Annotated in this window: 14 protein-coding genes; 8 read left to right on the plus strand and 6 right to left on the minus strand. The window is 52.6% G+C overall.

What is annotated here, in order from left to right; genetic code table 11:
• Positions 1-105: 105 nt before the first annotated feature.
• A complete protein-coding gene (locus tag ACWKWM_RS20170) occupies positions 106-990 on the plus strand; it encodes a competence protein CoiA family protein (RefSeq protein ID WP_483847826.1) in 885 nt (294 codons plus the stop codon).
• Positions 991-1,258: 268 nt separating this feature from the next.
• On the opposite strand, the gene ACWKWM_RS20175 is transcribed toward ACWKWM_RS20170, so the two are convergent.
• The 4 genes from ACWKWM_RS20175 to ACWKWM_RS20190 all read right to left on the minus strand — a co-directional run bounded on the left by ACWKWM_RS20175 (position 1,259) and on the right by ACWKWM_RS20190 (position 5,092).
• A complete protein-coding gene (locus ACWKWM_RS20175) occupies positions 1,259-2,089 on the minus strand; it encodes a hypothetical protein (RefSeq protein WP_483847827.1) in 831 nt (276 codons plus the stop codon).
• 235 nt (positions 2,090-2,324) lie between these two features.
• On the minus strand, positions 2,325-2,681 hold the full coding sequence (locus tag ACWKWM_RS20180; protein ID WP_483847828.1) for a helix-turn-helix domain-containing protein: 357 nt from the start codon (positions 2,679-2,681) through the stop codon (positions 2,325-2,327).
• Positions 2,682-2,762: 81 nt separating this feature from the next.
• Positions 2,763-3,275: an HAD domain-containing protein gene (locus tag ACWKWM_RS20185; RefSeq protein ID WP_483847829.1), complete on the minus strand. Its 513-nt coding sequence runs from the start codon at positions 3,273-3,275 to the stop codon at positions 2,763-2,765.
• Between the two features lie 206 nt (positions 3,276-3,481).
• Positions 3,482-5,092 carry a TnsD family Tn7-like transposition protein gene (locus tag ACWKWM_RS20190; RefSeq protein ID WP_483847865.1) on the minus strand — a complete coding sequence of 537 codons (1,611 nt, stop codon included), beginning with the start codon at positions 5,090-5,092 and terminating at the stop codon, positions 3,482-3,484.
• 645 nt (positions 5,093-5,737) lie between these two features.
• On the opposite strand from ACWKWM_RS20190, the gene ACWKWM_RS20195 reads away from it, so the two are divergent.
• The 3 genes from ACWKWM_RS20195 to ACWKWM_RS20205 are packed head-to-tail and all read left to right on the plus strand — an operon-like array spanning position 5,738 to position 10,052.
• The gene (locus ACWKWM_RS20195) at positions 5,738-6,700 is read left to right on the plus strand and encodes a PDDEXK family nuclease (protein WP_483847830.1); all 963 of its coding nucleotides are present in this window, start codon (positions 5,738-5,740) and stop codon (positions 6,698-6,700) included.
• Positions 6,697-8,706, plus strand: a complete 2,010-nt coding sequence (locus tag ACWKWM_RS20200) for a transposase (protein WP_483847831.1) — start codon at positions 6,697-6,699, stop codon at positions 8,704-8,706. The genes ACWKWM_RS20195 and ACWKWM_RS20200 overlap by 4 nt, the downstream gene beginning before the upstream one ends.
• Positions 8,703-10,052: an AAA family ATPase gene (locus tag ACWKWM_RS20205; RefSeq protein ID WP_483847832.1), complete on the plus strand. Its 1,350-nt coding sequence runs from the start codon at positions 8,703-8,705 to the stop codon at positions 10,050-10,052. Before ACWKWM_RS20200 ends, ACWKWM_RS20205 begins: the two co-directional genes overlap by 4 nt.
• Before the next feature lie 103 nt (positions 10,053-10,155).
• Here ACWKWM_RS20205 and ACWKWM_RS20210 read toward each other — a convergent pair whose 3' ends face one another.
• Positions 10,156-10,779 carry a hypothetical protein gene (locus tag ACWKWM_RS20210; protein ID WP_483847833.1) on the minus strand — a complete coding sequence of 208 codons (624 nt, stop codon included), beginning with the start codon at positions 10,777-10,779 and terminating at the stop codon, positions 10,156-10,158.
• Positions 10,780-10,907: 128 nt separating this feature from the next.
• On the opposite strand from ACWKWM_RS20210, the gene ACWKWM_RS20215 reads away from it, so the two are divergent.
• Complete coding sequence (locus tag ACWKWM_RS20215; protein ID WP_483847834.1) at positions 10,908-11,900, plus strand: hypothetical protein; 993 nt, start codon at positions 10,908-10,910, stop codon at positions 11,898-11,900.
• 467 nt (positions 11,901-12,367) lie between these two features.
• On the plus strand, positions 12,368-13,633 hold the full coding sequence (locus tag ACWKWM_RS20220; RefSeq protein WP_483847835.1) for an abortive infection family protein: 1,266 nt from the start codon (positions 12,368-12,370) through the stop codon (positions 13,631-13,633).
• Positions 13,634-14,129: 496 nt separating this feature from the next.
• Here ACWKWM_RS20220 and ACWKWM_RS20225 read toward each other — a convergent pair whose 3' ends face one another.
• Positions 14,130-14,804 carry a hypothetical protein gene (locus tag ACWKWM_RS20225; RefSeq protein ID WP_483847836.1) on the minus strand — a complete coding sequence of 225 codons (675 nt, stop codon included), beginning with the start codon at positions 14,802-14,804 and terminating at the stop codon, positions 14,130-14,132.
• 450 nt (positions 14,805-15,254) lie between these two features.
• Between ACWKWM_RS20225 and ACWKWM_RS20230 the strand changes: the two genes are divergently transcribed.
• Entirely contained in the window at positions 15,255-17,150 is a 1,896-nt protein-coding gene (locus ACWKWM_RS20230; RefSeq protein WP_483847837.1) for an ATP-dependent nuclease, read from the plus strand.
• Positions 17,147-18,865, plus strand: coding sequence for a UvrD-helicase domain-containing protein (locus ACWKWM_RS20235; RefSeq protein WP_483847838.1), 1,719 nt, complete (start codon positions 17,147-17,149; stop codon positions 18,863-18,865). The genes ACWKWM_RS20230 and ACWKWM_RS20235 overlap by 4 nt, the downstream gene beginning before the upstream one ends.
• Positions 18,866-19,558: the final 693 nt, after the last annotated feature.

Consider the following 19,558-nt stretch of genomic DNA (forward strand, 5'->3'; position numbering starts at 1 on the left):
GATCCTATCCATACCCCATGCAACCCTTTATATAGGGTTAGGGGGACGTTTTACCCTGCAGAAATCAGGACTCTTGGAGCCGTCTTTATACCAGCGGAGTCCACCATGACCATGTTTGTTGCCATTGACCAGAGCGCCCGCCTGATTGACATCGGAAAAGCCTCGCGAGGTCTTGCTTGTGATTGCACCTGCGTTAGCTGCGGCGAGCAAGTTATCGCTCGTAAGGGACTGATTCGCGAACACCACTTCGCCCACTATTCCTTTAAGGCGAGTTGCTTCATTCAGCGTGAAACCCTGCTGCACCTCTACGCCAAGGAGGTGATTCGAGATGCCCTCGGACTGCAACTGCCACCGATGCCTGGCGTTTACCCCACAAGTGAAGACACCAGCAGCTGGTGGGATTTTGAAAGGGTTGAAGCGGAGGTGCCGCAGCCAGGCTTTCAACCTGATCTTGTGGCCCATCTCAAAGACGGCACACAGCTATTCATCGAAGTTGCCGTGACCTCATTCGTCGAGGAAGAAAAATGGCTGCTGATAAAAAAAGCCGGCATTACGACAATTGAACTGGATCTACGCGAGTTGCTGCACAGCGCACACGCCATCCCGTCAGAGTCCGTGAAATGCTACATACTTCAGCGTATCGAGCACAAAACCTGGCTGTACCCCCAATCCCCGGCAAATGAATTACCGCCTATCCAAACATGGCAGGTAGGCTCACCTACGGCGGCACTATCAGTCCTTGAGCCGACCCCGAAGCTGTCTGAGCATCGTTTCGTCATCATGGGAATGCGGGTGTCCGCTAGAACGCTGCCTAGCGGTTCGATTGCCGTGCGCTCTTGGTCATTCAATCCCCAGGTTGCGGAATTACTCAAACTCTGGCGAAACCAACTCGGGGGAGAATACAACTCAAAATACAAAAATTGGATATACCCACCTTCCACAAGGGACGATGTGCTGGCACGACTTGGAAAAATGGACGAGAGTAGTTGAGCTTCTTCCCAGTACTCGAGCGGAATGGCCCATGGTTTCTAGATCCGCCCGTTGTCCCTCCGCGAATGACTAATGCCATCTCCTAAGGGGCGTGTCGCCTGTCGCGATAGACGGCTGTCGACCCTTAGCTGACGGTGGCGACAGGCAGAAATCGGCCAATAGTTGCTTGTCGCTAGGGGTTGTAATCGGCCAAGAGCAGCGCTCCAGCCGATTAAAAAAAAACGATAGATGCGTTTACTTGCACATCGAGTCAGACGTCTAGCCCTCTCTACACGCTCGCAGGACCGAAGCTACCCGTTATCTTCCAAACGGTAGATTGGTGCTCTTCGAATTTGCCTCCCAGATCCAATCCTGTCCCCTTGATGGTGGCTTTGAAACCAGCATTCAAACCGTAATCATCGGAGTACGTGAGTGACAGATTGAAATTCTTTAGCCCATTGTTTACCCGAGCGGTAGCAACTGCTTGCCAAAGCGCTTCATGAGGGTACCAGGTAAGATTCTCCGGGATTGACGGGGTGTCATGTCCTTCCAGTTTTGCATCAAATAGTACTGAAGAGCTTTCAGCGCCGTTTTTTCCGGCACCTACCGAAGCAGATTCTTGAGACGGGGTTGTTATACCAAGGCCTGCTGAAAAATCCTGATCCCACCCGCTGACATGTTCAACCATGATCTCATTTGCTCCGAGGCTCGATAGGAGGGTTACAACTTCCGCGAACTTATGCTCGAACGCCTGACGATGGAACGAACTCGCGGTGTAGTAAACCGATGGGTTTGCAGGGTGCTGGGCGTAAACAACATTTTCTCGAGGGTGTCCTGGCGGGAAGATGAGTTTCAGCTTTTTAGTTTCCGAATAGCTTAGCGTGGTGAGATCAGCGCCTTTATCCAGCGCCTCCATGATCGTTTTTATGAGTACTACCGCTTGTTTGCCAAGAGTGATAGCGAATGGTTCCGCGTACATAGAGAATACGGATCTCGCAATTTTTGTTGCGAAAGTTTCTTCAGGCGCTGTTGGTACCGTCTGCGCTTGGCGCATTGCTTCGGCGGTTTTATCGGGGACCACAACAATCAATCTGTGGCCGATTTCATAGCTGTCATCCATGAGGACTCCAAAATGCAGGCGGGTAGGTAAATGCTTGTTGTCTGAGCCTACTTGTTTTGAAAAGTGACTCCAACTGCCTTTGCTGGGTTGCCGGCGGCGAGAGTCAAGAAGGCGGCTGTGCCGATGATATACGAACCCGTTCTAACCGGCGGCTTTTAGCCGATAGCTGTCCATTGGCAAGCCTATACGGCAACATTCATCAGCAACACCGCCGCATATCTTCCTAGGAACTTGGCTACCAATCGAGGTCTTCTGGTGAAATAGATGTTTTGGGCTGGTGATGAGTTTTCTTTCGAGCACCAGTTGCTCGCTTACGTTGCTCACCTTGAAGCTTTAGTAGCTGAACAGGACTCAATGGCACCGCTGCAACCAAAGACGCCAAGCTCTCCAAGTCATCCAGTGCTCGCATCACAGCTATTACCGTGGCTAAGGTGCCTTTGCCTTGGTGCAGCAAGGAGTGGAGCGTTTGTCGTGAAATACCTGTTTCAGTGCTCAACTCAAGAAAGCTCATATTTCGATGTAACCTTAATTCCTGCAGCCGGTGCCCAATAGCCTCACCAACGGCAGCATCCGACATACTTCGAATAAGCATAACGTCTAATTTCCTGTACCTAGCAAGCGATTTAAGCGTCCAAAGTATGTGATTTCGTACCTTAGCTGCCAGCTCATTCGTTTACGTTCCAGCTACCATTTCCGTCAATCGCTCTTCAAGCATGCATAAGGTTGCGAGCTCTCCGAGCCCCCTCATCGAATCGCAGACGACAAGACGTTCTCTGGCTGCTTGTGACCAACCTTCTGGATCATCATCCACCGAAATCCACCTGGTCAGGTTAGATCGTGATGCATAACGGCTGATTTGGTCATACCTGGTCCGACCGTCCCATTTATCATCATCAGCCCATTCTTTTGCCATGGTGCTGTGCCAGGTAGCCCCAACCACGCGCGAGCTCAGAGAAGCGGGAAGATATTTCGTTGCTCGCTTAAAGCCGAGGTGCCGTACCCAGCTGGTGCTCAAAACCAGCGAGACGGTCGGAAACTGTTCCAGAATCCTCTCTAGGTTAGGTGCCCACATAAACAGTTGACCCTCAGTGCGAAGGGTTGGTCCATGGCGTGAGAGGTACACAGCGTCAGGGTGGAGTACGCCGTCAAAGTCTAGAAAAAGGACATGTTGTTTAGGCTTCAGCATAGGATTTCTCTACATTTTTAGTGCTTGAGTGTTCAAGCATCTCTACGCCCAGTAAGGGCTTCGAATAGCTCCGTAGAACTGTGCTGCCTGGTCACGTAGGAGCGCCCCTAAGCAGTTGGCGGCATCTCCCCGCCTAAACCCGAAAGCAATATTTCGCCGCACTGTGCGATAGCACGCTTGCCGAACGCCTTGAGTAATCGGTGCCATCATGAAGGGCCGGAGGCGATTTTTGCCACCAAGGCTCGCGTCCGTGGATAGTGCTCATACGTCTCGAGCGAACGGAATAATGAAGGCACCAGCTTATAGATATCTCGCCTTTTTATATTTGAGTTTTCGATAGTTCCATATGCAGCAACTAGTTTGGATTCAACTAGAGTAAGAAGTAAGCGATCACGCTGGTCCCAATCTACATTTGAGCTGTTGCCGCAACGTCCGCTCGGTAGTCTCTCTTTTTGGCTAATGAACCAAGCCCGATCATTTCGATATAACCAAGCGTAAGTTTTTGGAGACATTTCCCTTAATTTCTTCGTGCAGAGTTCAGGATTTTCTGCAGCGGCACGGGTCCATTCTGTGCGGTGTGCCGCGATCTTGAAATCTCTTTGTTTCTGAGCCCACAACTCCAGTAGCCCAGGTTCCGAACGAAGGATGCGGTTGACAGTACAGATGGTGACATTAAATCGCGAGCAGATCGGCTCCTTATGCTCGCCGTCGCGCAACAGTTTAATAATGGTGTCTCGAATGGGGGGCTTAAGCTTCTTCGGCTTACGATTGATGTACTGATTAGCGGGCGGGACCCACTTCGAATCCAAAATCGAGGAGGTGCTGTCATTCCTTTGGGCTACAGACCTGTCCGGCTCCGTAGGTTGATTAGCCACACACTCATAAGCTTGGATGAACCTTTCGAGGTGGCCGAACAGCCAAGTAATGAATGTTAAGTGCTTCAAAGGGTGCTGGTGACCACGAGGCTTTCGCGTCATCTGAGCAATGAAGGCGGCTGCGTTAGTGAATGTGGTGGGAAGAGAGGTGAGTGGCGGATAAATTTGCAGTCGAGAAGTATGCTCTACGAAAGATGCAGCAGCGTCTCTTTGTCCTGTGCGGGAAGTCCCTAGCTGGCTAAGCGCGGTCCTGTAAACACCACACATAGTGGAGGGATCGAATTGGACAGATCGCCCGAAAGCTACAAGCTCTAATACCGCTGAGCCAAAGTGAGCGATTACGCGGTTTGTAGGCACTGGAGATTTGCTCGGCTGCAGCCACTCTTCATCAGGAAGTACCCATCTGAATCGCCCTGACCACTGACGATTCAACGCGCTTTCACTCAGCAGTAAGCCGTGGGCGGGGCACAGAATAACCCCCGGGAACTGGTGGGATAGATGCCAGTACGCAACTCCGTGTGCAATCCGATCTTCTGCCATGCACGAAGTGCACGCTTTCAAGGGGTGCTCTGCTCCAAATCGACCAGTCAGCAATCCAAGCTGAAATTTGATGGACCCAATCGATGGGCTTTCCATTGCCTCCACGACAGCCTGGATCCGGGCATGTGACTGAAAGGGACGAAACAGCGGAAGTATCGTGTGCTCATGGATGATGGAGGGTGGATCCCCCCAGCAGGACCTAAGGTGGTCTTTCAGAGCTATCAGATTTCCAGGGAAATCATGAGTGATCGCACATCGGCTTGAGCCGTAGAGCCAAGCCAATGTGGTACCGGTGTCTATGTGGCCTAAAAAGGCATGCTGACGGCTACAGAGGCTATAAAAGGTCTCGTCCTTTAGCCAGAAAAGAGTCGCATTGGGATCTGTTCCACAAGGCATAACCATCGCTTCGACCCACAGGGTAGACACTGATAGTAGCTAACATTTTGCATGCGTTAAACTTCAATAAGTTGCTATGCCTACCTTTGGTTATAACCGATTCATTTCGCAAAAAGTTCAGGAAAAGTTACTCTAGAGTAATCGTGCAAAGGTTAGGCCAAATATGCTCTATCGTAACGTTTGCAATTTCCGCGAGAGTGTGTATTCGACAGCTTAAAGAGGAGACTGAGAGAGCCTGAGCGCTAATGGTTGTCACGCCGCACTTGCTGGCGCTAATATGTTTCGCTTAAAAAAGCGCCCAGATAAAACTCTCGGTGCGTGCAGGCAGCTCATTCGACGCATTGCCACGGAATAAGGAATAAAGATGGCTTATCAATAATATAGAAAGCACAAGCCAGTAATGAGGCAGGGGCTCAAGTGCAACCTTGAGCCCCTGTGGATAAGTCAGATTTGAGAGCCTGACCACTCCATTCTCTATTTCTAGTTGTGAGACGTCAAGTCTCGCACGGCTTCGTTCATCCACAAGAAACCGCACGTTATCCACAACGCTGCGCTTATGAACCTGCCCGAATGGCAAGGGGTCCACGTAAGTCATTGATTTTATCCCCAGTCCGATGACTTCGTAACGACTCCTAAGATTGGACTGCTCACATGACACCGCAACAGAAATTTGACCTCATCATCAACCGTCAGCGTTGGTTTGAGTGGGGAGATACGTACGTTCCTTCAACATTGGCCGTGCCACGCGAAGCTCCGAAGAATTCACGTATTAGCCGACTCTTCAGCCGCAAGCTCTGCCGCCAGGTGCATGCGTTATCGACCCCTGAGAAGGTGTTTACACAGCTGGCTCTTTATCATCCCGACTTGCTCGATCTCCACGAGCAAAAAATGTTGTGGCAGCACCCTGCGCCGCATCCTCTGCGTGGTCACCCACTGACTAAAGGCACATTCTCCACTCCGTTGAGGGGGACGGTAGAGATCGCGAAGGAGATCGGCTTCAAACACTACGAAATTGCCGTCGACATGTCTGATGGGCGTCGGGTAAAAATGCCCTTCCCCTATCAAGGCGACTTGTTGCTTTACCTGACGGGTGATGCAGGCATGCCATACGCCGTCAACTGGACAGTAAAGGACCGTAAAGAGGCGTTTAAGGAGCGCAGAAATTCCAGCGCGAAAACACCAGTACAGCAGAAAAAAGATCGGACTCACGCAATGCTTCGGGTCCAGTTGGAGAATGGCTATTACGCCAGCGCTGGCATTCGAACAGTTCAAGTTTCTCTGGATGAGCTTCCGTCAGCGGTTATTGCTAACTTGGACCTACTTTTCATGAGCCACCGGCTTCCGCTGACGCTTGACTGCGGACTGCTTGACGATTTCAGTGGCGAGCTTGTTGAAGCTGTCAACGGCGGTGCCCCCTTAGCTTACGTCGCGGAGAGATATGCGAGTCGCCATGGCGCTCGCGATCAGTTTATCGCGAAAATTTATCAAGATATTTGGGAGCGCAAGCTGGCCGTCGACTTCTTCAAGCCCATTCTCATTGACCGTCCCTTATCTACAGATGCTGGCGACCTGCTAAATGTGTTCGGTGCGTTGTTCCAGGAGCAAAAATCATGATGACGGGCGCGACATTGATCGCGCCTGAGGGTTTTAAGTGCCTTGAGAAAGGTAAGGACTATTACTTCCTACAAAGCGATGGCAGCAACAATCGAGTACGGCTGGTCGAATTCGCCGGCAAGGGCAAGGATCTCAAATCTCAGCTGATCGCGTTGACGAGAAGTGAGTTCGAGGAAGCGCTGGAAGCCGGACTGATACTTGAGGACAGTACAGCCGATAAATTTGCCCCATGGCTTGAACAGGTGAACGGCATCTCCGTAGAAGACCGAGAGAGCCGCCGGGTGTCGGCTAAAGAGAGCTATGACCAAAAGGTGAATCGTCGGTTCGCCGCGATTTCCGATCTGATTCTGAGACTCCCTGAGGTTCTTGCCAGTAAGAACCCGGACGCCGTAATCAACGCGCACGCGAAAAATCATAACCCCAAACAAAACGCTTCGCGTCTGCGGCTCTGGTTCTACACATACATCTTATTCGGTCACGATAAGTGGGCATTGATGCCGCCACTTCATCGTATAGGCGGCTGGAATCGTGATGATCCTTCATACGTCCACCGGCTTGGCCGGCCGTCGCCAAAGGGTAAGAACTTCGGATATCGATGTGATCAAGCCATGAAGGCAAAGATTCTTTCGGGGTACATCGCATACAGGTCTCCTTACGAGACCGCCGAAGTGATATATGGGGCGATTCTCACAAACAAATTTGGCTGTGTCTCCAAAAAGATAAAAGGCAAGTTCCAGTACTTTCATCCCAATGGCGACCCTTTTCCCACCTTAGCTCAAGTCAGGTACCACGTAGAACAATCGGTCAGCCCGAAACAACGGTCTGTTGGGGTCAGAGGTGAGCACAAGACGCGGGCTATTTCTGGCGATCAGGGAAGCTTTGCCGAACGGTTGATCAACGTAAACCAGCGCGTCGAGTTCGATGGCTACTACATTTCGGAGAAACTATCGGGTGTGTCAGAAGGGAGCGCGGTTGATAGCTTCTGTGTGGTTCGTGCGGTGTGCGGCCTTTCAGGACTGGTGGTAGGCATCGGCTTTGCTGAAGGCAAGGAAAATATGGACGCATACAGGATGTGTCTTTACTCGATGGCCTCCAACAAGGTCAAGTTCTGTGAGCTCTTCGGACTATCCATCAGTCCTGAAGAATGGCCAAGCGAGGGCCTTTCAGGCGGAGTCGTTTTTGATCGTGGTCCCGGTGGCACGTACGGCGGAAAATCTGAGATCAACTGGCTCGGTTCGTTTGAAAATACGCCCGTTTATCAGGGACAGTCGAAGGCTTCCGTGGAGTCGTCCCATCCACGTGATAAGAAGACACTGGATCAGCCGACTTACTTTCATAGCGGACTGAATTTCGTGCAGATGGCCAAGCGTGAAATTCTTCGGGTGCTTGCTGACAACCATACTTCCAATGCCAGCCGCCGTTTGGACGAAGAGTTGATTCTGGCAGGGGTTCAGCCCTCTCCCTTATCGATTTTTAACTACTGGGATAGCCGAGGTCGAAATTCGGCTATCAGTATGCCGGCGGGCACGGCGGTCAGAGAATTTTTAGCAGAGCGGCCTGCAGTAATTCGAAACGATGCTGTGTATTTTTACGGTCGCAAATACAGATCGCCTGCACTTGTAGCCACTGGCGTATTTGATCGCGTAGCGAAAAATGGCGTGATATCCACAACCGTCCATACCCTCGTTATGTGCGTCAGGCACATATGGATTGAGGTACACGGCGAGCTCTATGAGCTGGATTTTGTAGTTTCCCAACGAACTCTGGATGGCTCTATCGACATATCTCTTAAAGATCTCCAGGAAATTGATCGATTGAGACGCGAAGCCAATGCCGCACATAAAGACGAAAGCCCCGCAGCCCTACAGCATTTCAGGGATAGGAACAAACAGGAAACGGGAGGGGATTGGTCCGGTGGCAAGCGAAAAAAGGGTCGACCTCCGAAAAACGAAGCTACGCGGCGAGATAAAGCTGCCTACGCCAAGGTCATGGGTAAAGGCAAATGAACAACGTGATCTATAACCGGTTCAGTGAATCTATGGACGTCGAGCATCTCCGCGCCAAGATTACCGTTAGGCCTGAGCCTGCAGCGTCACTGGATTCTTTGGATGCAGCGATTGCTTCTGAACAGCTAACAACAACCCTCAAACAAATTTTCATCCCGAATGAGTTTTCGCTGACCTTTATCAGAGAAATGGTTGGCAGAGCATCAGTGCACAGCCGGCACCTATTCACGACCCAGCCTGAGTACAATTCGAGAATCATGAACCCTCCCAAGGTAGAGGTCTCTCCGATTTGCCTCACAGGGCTTGCAGGGGTTGGAAAAAGCCAGACCATTGTTGCACTTCAGAAAGTTATGCCCCAGCCAGCAGAGTTTTCATGGCACTTTTTCGAAGGCTCCGTAACATTAGTGTCGCACTGGTATGCAAGCGGGCGAGGCAAGGCAAATGGAAAGGGTTTACTCGTCGATTTCCTCTTTGGTATCGATACGCCGCCAGGACGGTTCACTGTCGCACAGTTGCTTGAGGCAAGCCGTCGCAGGGCGAATAGAGACGGCGTTGCGTTACTAATGCTCGATGAAACTCAACACATCAACACTGGCCCGGGGGCGTCGATGGTGACTGAGATTCTGTTGACCATGGCCGGGATTGGCGTCCCGATGATCTATGTGTCCAATTATAGTTTGGGTCACAAGCTGTTTCGTAGGAACAGTGAGGATAAGCATCGCCTGCTTGCGAACCCCCGGATCATGTTGCCGGATGAGCCCGAGAGTGCGGATTGGCACAATTATGTTGCTGAATGCCTCAGGGTGAGCAACGGATACGTAGAAGCCGATGTAGGTGAGTTGGCCGCCGAGTTGTACCGTTGTACGTTTGGTATCAAGCGGCTAGCGGTGCAGCTGTTGGCACTTGCATACGTTGAGTGCCGCAACGCTGGGCGACAATCTGCAAACCTTCTCGACCTCAAACGAGCATACCGTTCTGCGGCTTACACAGTGAGCGCCATTGAGGTCGAAACACTCCAGTCCCTGGAGCTAAGCAGTCGTAAAACGAAAAAACACCTGGATCTGCAGTGCCCGTTCGATTTACCTATTGAGATCAAATCGAACGTAGTGAAATTCACTGGTGACAATCGTCACGATCAAGTCATTGCCAAAGTCTTTAAATCATCGCTGACCGAAAGCGAGCGGTCAGCGATGAAGGAGATAGAAGCAGTCAGCGTGGACGCGCATCAGGGAGCCAAACCACGGCCTCGGGCTCCGGTCACCAAACTGAATGCGGAGGAGCAAGGGAACGCGTTCTTTGAGTACATGGATACCGTGGCACCTACCAAGCCCAAAAAACCGAAGTGAGAACAATTTCCTGCTGACACTCATCGAGCCTGTGCCACGCCGATCTTTTAGCCCAGCTGTAAGCTCGTGCTCAAAAGCCGATGGTGATTCCTGGGTGGCCTTTCTAAGGTGATGCGGGCGGGTGGGTATCTTGGGCTGGGGCAAGCAGCGCTTTTGAAATACGCCACGTCCAAACTATAGTCACGGTCATGCCGATTGCGGCTACCAGAACGGCGATCACAATCCCTGCAATGCTCAGCAGGAATTTGAGCACGCTATCCATAGCTGGTGTTTGGCCTACGGTACGTTCTAAAGCCATGGAGCGAATTCTAGCCGCGACGTCTGCCTTCATTGCACCGAACGCTGCCTTTTGGATATTTTCGTCTGTGCCTTCGGGCATGTCCTTGAAGGTAGTCTTATAGAGATCCAACGCCGTACTGCAGTAGTAATCGCGGTTGGCGTCAGTATCTCTTGTAGCCTCGATACAGAGTTCGATGTAGTCAATCGTGCGCTTGTCTTGATTCTCGGCGACTAGATAACCGTACGTTGCGTTATGTTCGTCTGAACTGTGCCGGTATTCGCCTAGCAAATATGTTAGGTAGCCGAGGTAGCTACCTAATATCACGATGCCCACAGTGGTCATGAGCAGTACTCTGGTAAGGGCGCGCTTTGAAGCCTTGATCGTAAACGTCTTAGCCAGTTTGACCACTATGCGCGCATCTTCCATCCCATCTGTTAAGCGGCTCATATAGCTCCTTTACCTAAGGTTGCTTGCATAGCTCCATAGTCCATCGATGACTCGCCTTTAGTGATGCCAATCTGCAATCACTGAGGTAATATACAGTCTTCTACCAAGTGTGCACTAATGAGGACTGAATGGCTCTTTCCCATGGCATCGTCGAAATTAGATCGCTTGCCGATCTCCTGTCCCTCTTCGATATTTCCGCTAGCGTCACGCTATGCAAGGAGCAGTACAGCCATCCACTGCGCCGCTATCGATTGATTCAGCTCGAAGCCAGCTGCCAATATCAAAAAAAAGGGAAGCGCTGTTCTCAGCTACATCAACACGGTTATGTCGTTGAGCTAAGAGATAGCTCGAAGGTACTCATCGGAAACTGTTGTGCTTTCAACCATTTGGGGCTAGATGATGCGGAGGTAAAGGGCGCATTTAAGCAGCTGAATGCCACCGAGCAGCGAAGTATCCGGCGCCATAAAGTGGAGCAATTGCTTACTCAGCGGGATGCGTTCATCCAACGGGTTAGGTCTGCGAACATTAACCATCGGGCGCTGCAAGATCGAATAAACCGAGTCATGCAAACTTTTCCCAACCGTCTAGGAGAAATCCTGCACGATCGATGGAAAAGCGGCGCGCTCGAAGTTCTTTGGGATTACCAGATCACCAAGAAAGGGAAAGATGAGAAGGGAAATTTGTATGACGAGCGACGCTGGTACCCTCATTCTTTTGGAAAACTCAAGGGCTTAGGGGTTTGGCTGCAGTTGGAGCAGCTGCGGTATCAGGAGCGCCTGCTCGATTTTCGGCGGGATCTTGAGGCAATCCCTTCTAAAGCTCGTTTGAATAATGCTGAGGTTGACCAGGCTGAGGCAGTATTCAACCAGCTAGCGGAACTGAAGGTAATCGAGAGGGAACTGCAGTCCCAGGACAGGTTGATAAATGAATTTCTCGATCCCGCCAATCTTGAGATGACCATTCAGCTAACTAGCAGCGAAAAAATCCGCGCTGAAACAGTGCTCGCTGTGCACCGCCTTCGAGATGAGCCTTGTGGCATGGCCCCCGAAAAATACGTTTCTAAAATCGACAGTCTGCTCAAACTGAAGTATTCCGCAGGAGCCATACGGATCGCACAGTAATCCTCCGGGGCCCCCGGCCCCTGAGACAACAGCCGTCGATACGGCTAAGCGCTCCTGCTTTGACTGGATAGTCCGCGCGTTTCGCATGGGCGATACCAGTTGTCCTAGGGAAGAGCGCCGAGCGTACCTGCCACTGTGAGAGTTTGTCATCCGACAAAATCATCCAACATGTTGCGGCTTGGATAACCAAGAAGCACGGGCAGCTTTTGACCAATTATGATGAAAAAGTCGGTTCCTCAGGGTCTACATCTCGTAAGCGGGGTTAGCTGAAGCGAAAGGCACGCTTGCAGGTTCAGCGAATAAGGACCACCAGTAGGGAAAGGGCTGAAAAATGAAAGGTATGCGAATGCCCCTGGTTGCCGGGCATGCCTCGGGTTTAGCTTTTCACCGACCTATCTATTTTTTGATAGCAGATGGCCCTTCCTGCTAGCTACGATGACTCTCAGTTATCTGGATTGGGGGGCCGTATGGAGCAAACCGAAATTGAGCCGCTTTTGGCGACGGTATACGCGGTTCTCCGCGCAGAGGGTGCTGATGAGGCGGCGGAGGTAGTCCGCGGTCATCCTGCGAATGCGGAACTGACAGTCAACGATAACTGGAATGGCGGCACCAACTATTGGGAAATCCACTTCATCATTCCTGCTTTGGAGTACGCCAAGCTCGGGGTCAAACGGGTCCAGCTCCAGGAAAGGATCACAACCGCGCTAAGGACGGTAACTGAGCACGAGCAAAGCGACGCGTACTCGGCGCTGATCGTGCCTGCACGTGAGTATCAGGTGGATTGGCGTTCCGGGAAGTCTTCCAACCTACCGAAATCGGTGCGACAAAACATCACGGATGGGCTACGTCTAGAGAACGTAAAGTGGTATGGGGAGCTCAATGATGTTGAGTTTCTGAGTCGCCTGTATGAGCTCGAAACCCTTCCTTCCACGGACAATCGCTACAAAGACGCCGTCGGCGACATTTGGCAACACCGCTACAACAACGATGACTGGGAGGATGACTGGGTCTTCAGCGACTCCCGATTCAACCTCTTCGATGGGAGCGCTGAGGCATTTCTTCGGTTTCTCTGCGAAACGGTGCACCCTGTAGTTCGCCCCCAGCGAGAAGAAGCGATTAAGCTCGTTGAGCATTTCAACGATCAACTCCAGAACGCGGGCTGGGAGTTGTACCAGGAACAGCAAATCGCCGGCCGCCCGCGCTTTTCCTACCGGTTGATAAGCAGCGCTTCGACAGAAGCGAACGCAAACAGGTCGGTCATGCGAGCGAGAGTTGTTGTAGAGGCGCTGAGCGCCGGATGGATGGCGAAGCAAATTGAACGTCTGGAATATGCAGTCGATTCGGACCCCGAATTGGCGATCGGGACAGCCAAAGAACTGGTGGAAAGCTGCTGCAAGTCCATTCTCACGAAACGAGAAATTCCGTTCTCCAAGGCCGATGACCTAGGCAATCTGACAAAGAAGGTTACCAAAGCATTGCAGTTGGTTCCCGACGGAGTCAGTGAATCAGCTAAGGGCGCTGAAAACATCAAGAATATCCTCCGCAACCTCACTCAGTTGACCAGCAATCTCACGCAGTTGAGAGGTTTGTACGGTACCGGACATGGCAAGGACGGCCAACATCGCGGGCTGCAGCCCAGGCATGCTCGGCTTGCGGTTGCCGCAGCAGTGTCATTTATCGATTTCGTGTCGGAAACGCATCGATACCGAGAAGCTTCCGAGCCGCAGAGGTGAAGAGCTTGGCAGAGCAGTCGTTTGATGGACCCGATGGGCATTAGCCCCGACCGGCTCGCTTCCAGCCAGACGCTTCCAGATACCCCCATCAACAAACAGCGGGCTGACGCCCGCTGTGGCCGATGAAAAACTTAAAGCAGTGTCTGAGATTAGTTGACCACTGCACCCCTGCCGTAAAGAGATAAAGGGGTGCTAGACTCCTTGCGAGGTCTAGCACCCCTAACCTTGCGCCACCACAGCCCTGACCAGTCAAGACTCGACCCTCAGCTGGTTCAGGGCTTTATTTTTGAGGGCGCCGAGGTGGGTGGATTGGCACTCGACGCCCGCGACTCTTCTCCTCAGTAATTGCATTTTTGGCCTCCTCTAGGTTGTATCGATCAGCTAAGCGTTGCACCACCACAGCCCTGACCAGTCAAGACTCGACCCTCAGCTGTCCAGGGCTTTATTTTTGAGGGCGCCGAGGTGGGTGGATTGGCACTCGGCGCCCCGTACTCTCCTAAGCATTAGCATTCGTCCTCCTGATCCGCTTGGGTTTGGTGGGTGGAGCTGCGGCCGGCTCGTCCAATACGGAGGGGCTCGATGCCTGCTTAGCAACTTCAGCAGCCACAGCCGCCTTCTCTGCTTCTTTGAGCGCGGCCCAATAGGCGTGGAGCGCTTCTATGTCGCCATAGGCACCGATCTCCGGAAGTCGCTCCATGAAGCGGCTATACAGGCCATCCTGAACCTTGCCGTGATTGCGCATCCACTCGACCGCAGCATTAGGATTGGTGAGCATCACGTAGTGAAATTCGCCGGATGCGCCTGGCTTGGTCATGATGAAGTTCAGCTCCCGGAGCTTCTTCATCCGGCGACGCCAGGTGTCCACGGCCCGCCCCCCGAGAAATCCGGCTTCAGCCGCAAACGTGCTTGGGTTCTCGATCGTTATGACCGAATGATCGGGCATACGCGCCCATAGACAAAACAGCACGTGCCCGGCAGGCTGCCCCTTCGAATCGGCGTCAATAATCTGCATGGCAATGGGCAGGGTTCGAGGAATCGTGCTAAAGCCGTCGTGGGTTTTTCGTGTCCATTTCAACGCATCGGGAATGGTGGGAAAGTGGACCAGCATCAGTTGCTGAGCACGTTCCGCCATCGTTAAGCGGCGTTTTGCTGACTGTTTTGAGTTGGCCATCGTGCAGCCCTTATCCGTTTTCTGTTGGGTCCAGTTTCCGGGCATCTGTTGACGATGGCAAACCGTCATTACACGCTCATATCGCGCATTTCTATGCACGTGAATGAACGATACAGACCACTCAAATTCCTGATGTGAGACTAGTTCAGGTAATCGAATTGCGTGATATCGCGCAGAAAATATTTATAACTTGCTGAATTTTATATTTTTACTTTTGTTTTTCGGTGCTCCGTTGTGCTGAATGTACTCGGCGTACTCAGTGTGCTCGCCGTGCTGTAGGGTGTAGGGTGTGGGAAGAGGGGCATGGCGAGGTGGGGTAGCATCCATTTTTCGCACCTGAAGGCACGATCGCCTTCATGAATAGCGGACCTTGGAAGTCGGAGAGAGGAAGCCTATTGCGCACTTCAGCTCATATAGGCTTTCATCCGCACAACAAGGATGGAGACTTTCATGTACCTCGCTGAGCTGACTATTAAGAATTTCCGCAAGCTACGTGACGCCAAGCTGAAATTTCAGCCTGGGTTGAATGTGCTGGTAGGTCCAAACAATGTTGGCAAAAGCGCTGTAGTGGATGCGCTTCGAACGCTTCTCGCCGGTCATGACGAACCGTATCCCCGCCTTGATATCGCCGATCGGCATCGTCCGCTTGAAGGCGAGCCGGCTGGCGACATTTCCTTCCATTTTGTCTTTCGTGATTTAAGCCACGATGATGAAGCGGACTTTATCGCTGCTCTCAAGCCTGCTGCTGATAAGACCATGGAAGCCCATATCCATGTCCGCTATACCGACGCAGATCAGACAGGACGCTTCAGAGTGAAGCGTTGGTGTGGCGATCATCTGGACGTGACCCTCACCTCAGACATGATGGAAAACCTCAGGGGCGTTTATCTCCAACCCCTGCGGGATGCCGCTCAGGGACTTCGACCCAGCCGCAACAGCCAGCTGGCACACCTGCTTCATATGCTCACGGATGAACCTGGCCGTGACGCGATTAACCAAGCACTGAAGGAACTGGACGAAAAGCTCCAACAGACCGAAGCGATCCAGAACACCCATACCGCGATTTCGTCCCGACACGGCCTGATGATGGGCGATCAATTGGCACAGACACTCGCTGTTGGGCTTAGCGCGACGGACTTTCAGCGGTTATCTGCTCGGCTTTCCCTCACGGCTCAAGCAATGGAGATTGAGCAGAATGGCCTGGGTTTCAACAACCTGATTTTCATGGCGGTAGTGCTAAGCGAGCTGGCCAAGAATCCGGACGCCGCGTATCGCAGCTTGATTGTTGAAGAGCCGGAAGCCCATTTGCATCCTCACCTGCAGCGCGTGTTGTTGCGCTACCTTGCAGGCGTGCCAACGAGTGAAGGTGAAAAGGCGGTTCAGCTGTTCGTCACCAGCCACTCCCCCAATTTTGCCAGCAACTCCAAGCTCGAATCCCTGGTGTGTTTGGTTGAGAACGATGCTGGCGTAGAGACCTTCTTCCCGCGCGACATCAAGTTCGGTAAGGGCAAACGCGAAAAGCTGGAGCGCTATCTGGACGTGACGCGAGCCGAGCTTTTTTTTGCTCGCCGGGTAATATTCGTGGAAGGCGCCGCCGAGCTCATGCTCGTGGATGCTCTGGCCACGCTCATGGGGCTGGACCTGCGAGAGTTCGGGGTCAGCCTGATCAGTGTCGAAGGGCTAAATTTCGACTCTTTCCTACCCATGTTCGGTGAAAACGGACTTCGGATCCCGGTTGCCGTCGTAACCGACGCCGATCCTTTCGAGGAGGAAGAGGTCAACGAGCTTGCGGAAGGTGCGCTGGATGCAGGTGACATCGAAGACATTCTCGCCGAGGCAGCCTATCTCGAAGAAACGGATGCCCCTGTCGCCGACGGTCCTGACGCGGATGATCCGTTGGCTGAGCCTGCGAAGAAAAAGAAGAAGCTAAAGCGGAAAGAAGTCTACCCGTCGCTGGGAGACGAAGTGAGGCTGTCGAGCAACACCGTCAAGATGAAGGAATCGGAAGACGCTTTCGTCAAAGTGTTCCACGGTTTGAAAACGCTGGAATACGACCTTGCATTGCTTGAGGCGAACCGCGACCCGATGCTCAAGGCTTTGGCAGACCCTCATCCGATCATTTCGGCAGCGTTACGCAAGATCGTGGATGCTCAGCCAGACAACACTGCGAAGGCGAAAGCGCTGTTTTGCGGTATGTTCGAGCGTAAAGCGAGTAGCGGTAACCTGCAGAAGGGCCGGTTTGCCCAGGCTTTGGCTGAACAGATTTCCAGCACGCCAATGTGTGAAGTACCTGACTATCTTCGCAAGGCGATTGAGCATGTCTGTCAGGGATCGATCAAGCCATGAAGCTATCCGATGAGCAGAAGGAAATAATCAATGCGCCTCTTGGACCTATCGCTGTCACGGCCTGCGCCGGTAGCGGCAAGACGGCCACAGCGATCAGGCGGCTGATTGCCGTCCGGCAAAAAATGGAAAATAGTCGGGGTCGGGTTGTCCTTTTGTCTTTTTCGAATGTTGCGGTAAATACCTTCAACAAAGGCTATGCCCAGCTCGCTTCAGACCTTCCAGACGACGCTAACCGCAAGCGCGTAGAGGTGGACACGCTCGACGGTTTCTTCACCCAGCATGTGCTGCGTCCCCACGCTCACCGGACAATGTCCTCAGACCAAGCCGCGTACCTTGTGTCAGGTACAGAGCCGTTCCTGGCCAACTTTAGGTACTGGCCTGAGGAAGGACGTCCGACCATCATCAAAGACGTCAAAGTGGGCCTGGAGCATGGGAACTTCTACTTCTTCACCGGTACCCACGATGATTTGGTGAAACTCGATACTGTCAGAGCATCAGATACGATCAAACGCCTGGGTCGCATTGGAGCCTACACGCACGAGCTTGGTCGGTACTGGGTGTACCGAACGTTGGTGGGTCAACCTGCAGTCTTGCGCGCACTTGCCGCCCGCTATCCGCAGCTTTTGGTCGATGAGTCCCAGGACCTGGGCACCTTGCATCAGGCTATCGTGGAATTGCTCATCAAGGCTGGAGTCCATGTCTCGCTCATTGGTGACGTGAACCAGGGCATTTACGGCTTCGCAGGAGCTGACGGTTCGTTTCTGCGCACTTATTACAACCGTGCTGGGGTGAAGGATTTCAAGCTCACGCGCAATTACCGCTCACTGCCTCCAATCATCACCATCGCCAATTCGCTCTGTGGCCGCGAGGATGAAGCCGATCGGGAGCCTGAAAACGGAGGGGCATATTTCGTCGGGTACAAGGACTCCGAGCTTCCTAAGCTTTTTGAATCGTTCAAAGCACAAATTGATGACTTGGGCATGCAATATCAAGATGCGGTGATACTCAGCCGGGGGACTGACCGGGCGGCAGTGCTATCTGGCAAAGCTGCTCCCCCAGGTCAAGGTACGGTCGCTCTTTTCACCGAAGCAGCATTGGTCCGAGACCAGCAAGGCCGCTATCAAGACTGCTTCAAGCTTGTGTGCCGAGCGGTGGTGGGTTTGATGGATAAGCCACCGCATGGCCTCAGCACCCACCTTCAGGGTGCCCCGCAGGATGCATGGATGCTTGGGCTTAGACGACTGCTGTGGGGGTTCATCCGCGACGCTGATGCCGGGCTACCTTCATCTACGCTTTTGGCTAAAACCGAGTGGCATCCCCAATTAGTGACCAATCTCAAAAAGCTTCTCTCGACCACCGAAGGGCAATTTGGGTTGAAGGCCGCAGACAGGCTGGGCAACAAGCTGGCTAAAACCGGGTTATTGGATCTTCCCCTAACTGGTGCGGTAGAGGAGAAAGATCGGGGCCCCGGGATTAGAGTGGAAACCATCCACCAGGTGAAGGGCGAGTCTATCGGTGCGGTTCTGTACGTAACCAAAAAGCCGAACGTCGACGCCTTGCTTGCCGGCACCCTTACCGAGGAAGGTCGCATCGGCTATGTCGCTGTGACCAGAGCGCGGAACCTGTTCTGGCTGGCCGTGCCACATACTTGCTTGAAAGCACTTCGCCCGAATCTGATTGCCGCTGGTTTTGAAGAGATTCCTGCCCGCAAGTAGCCCAGGGTCAAGTGACATTTTTCAGATAGACAGATATCTAGATAAGAACTGCTCGCTGGGGAAGATCTACGGCCCCGCCCAAGCGGTTAAGGTTTTAATGAGGTGGACACACGTCAGTGAGAAGACCGCAAAGAATTGGATGGCCGGCAAAACCGGTCCGAGAGGGGAGCATCTCGCGGCCCTGATCAGCCATTCAGATCAAATGATGAACGCTTACCTAGCGATGGCGGGACGGCGTCCGGTAACGGTGCTCCTAGCGTTGCCGTTACTGAGGAACCACCTTCTAGAGCTAGCAGAAGAGATAGATGCCTGCGTGACTGAAATCTCGGATCGCGATATCCGCTAGCAAATTCAGCAGGAATGTTCGATGCCGAGCAACCCGGCTTAGTGATGACAGAAGCTCCGTACATCCCCTGCACGACCAGAGGAACATTATTTTTCAATTGGGATACAAATTCTCGGCGGCGAATCGCTAGCGGCCGTGCAGGTCTGTTGGCGCCGGCGCAGAATTGCCCCAGTTGCCGAGATATCAGTGACCCAGTCTGATACCTCGCGAATTGTTAACTTTTGCTGGATTTGTGCGGATTTGGAGATGGGCCCGTCTTGCGTCAGCAAGTGGGTCAATTCGGCGTGAGCGTCAAAACACACGGTCTTGTCTGTGTTGTTCGAAGGGCGCTGAGGCATCTGGTTCGG

It is taken from the genome of Pseudomonas rosaeacicularis (genome assembly GCF_057128745.1).

What these genes read in the sequence shown, in the direction of transcription:
- ACWKWM_RS20235 (WP_483847838.1), top strand. Translation starts at nt 17,147, where the DNA reads ATGAAGCTATCCGATGAGCAGAAGGAAATAATCAATGCGCCTCTTGGA.
- ACWKWM_RS20190 (WP_483847865.1), bottom strand. Translation starts at nt 5,092, where the DNA reads ATGGTTATGCCTTGTGGAACAGATCCCAATGCGACTCTTTTCTGGCTA.
- ACWKWM_RS20225 (WP_483847836.1), bottom strand. Translation starts at nt 14,804, where the DNA reads ATGGCCAACTCAAAACAGTCAGCAAAACGCCGCTTAACGATGGCGGAA.
- ACWKWM_RS20230 (WP_483847837.1), top strand. Translation starts at nt 15,255, where the DNA reads ATGTACCTCGCTGAGCTGACTATTAAGAATTTCCGCAAGCTACGTGAC.
- ACWKWM_RS20180 (WP_483847828.1), bottom strand. Translation starts at nt 2,681, where the DNA reads ATGCTTATTCGAAGTATGTCGGATGCTGCCGTTGGTGAGGCTATTGGG.
- ACWKWM_RS20175 (WP_483847827.1), bottom strand. Translation starts at nt 2,089, where the DNA reads ATGGATGACAGCTATGAAATCGGCCACAGATTGATTGTTGTGGTCCCC.
- ACWKWM_RS20195 (WP_483847830.1), top strand. Translation starts at nt 5,738, where the DNA reads ATGACACCGCAACAGAAATTTGACCTCATCATCAACCGTCAGCGTTGG.
- ACWKWM_RS20205 (WP_483847832.1), top strand. Translation starts at nt 8,703, where the DNA reads ATGAACAACGTGATCTATAACCGGTTCAGTGAATCTATGGACGTCGAG.
- ACWKWM_RS20210 (WP_483847833.1), bottom strand. Translation starts at nt 10,779, where the DNA reads ATGAGCCGCTTAACAGATGGGATGGAAGATGCGCGCATAGTGGTCAAA.
- ACWKWM_RS20185 (WP_483847829.1), bottom strand. Translation starts at nt 3,275, where the DNA reads ATGCTGAAGCCTAAACAACATGTCCTTTTTCTAGACTTTGACGGCGTA.
- ACWKWM_RS20200 (WP_483847831.1), top strand. Translation starts at nt 6,697, where the DNA reads ATGATGACGGGCGCGACATTGATCGCGCCTGAGGGTTTTAAGTGCCTT.
- ACWKWM_RS20170 (WP_483847826.1), top strand. Translation starts at nt 106, where the DNA reads ATGACCATGTTTGTTGCCATTGACCAGAGCGCCCGCCTGATTGACATC.
- ACWKWM_RS20220 (WP_483847835.1), top strand. Translation starts at nt 12,368, where the DNA reads ATGGAGCAAACCGAAATTGAGCCGCTTTTGGCGACGGTATACGCGGTT.
- ACWKWM_RS20215 (WP_483847834.1), top strand. Translation starts at nt 10,908, where the DNA reads ATGGCTCTTTCCCATGGCATCGTCGAAATTAGATCGCTTGCCGATCTC.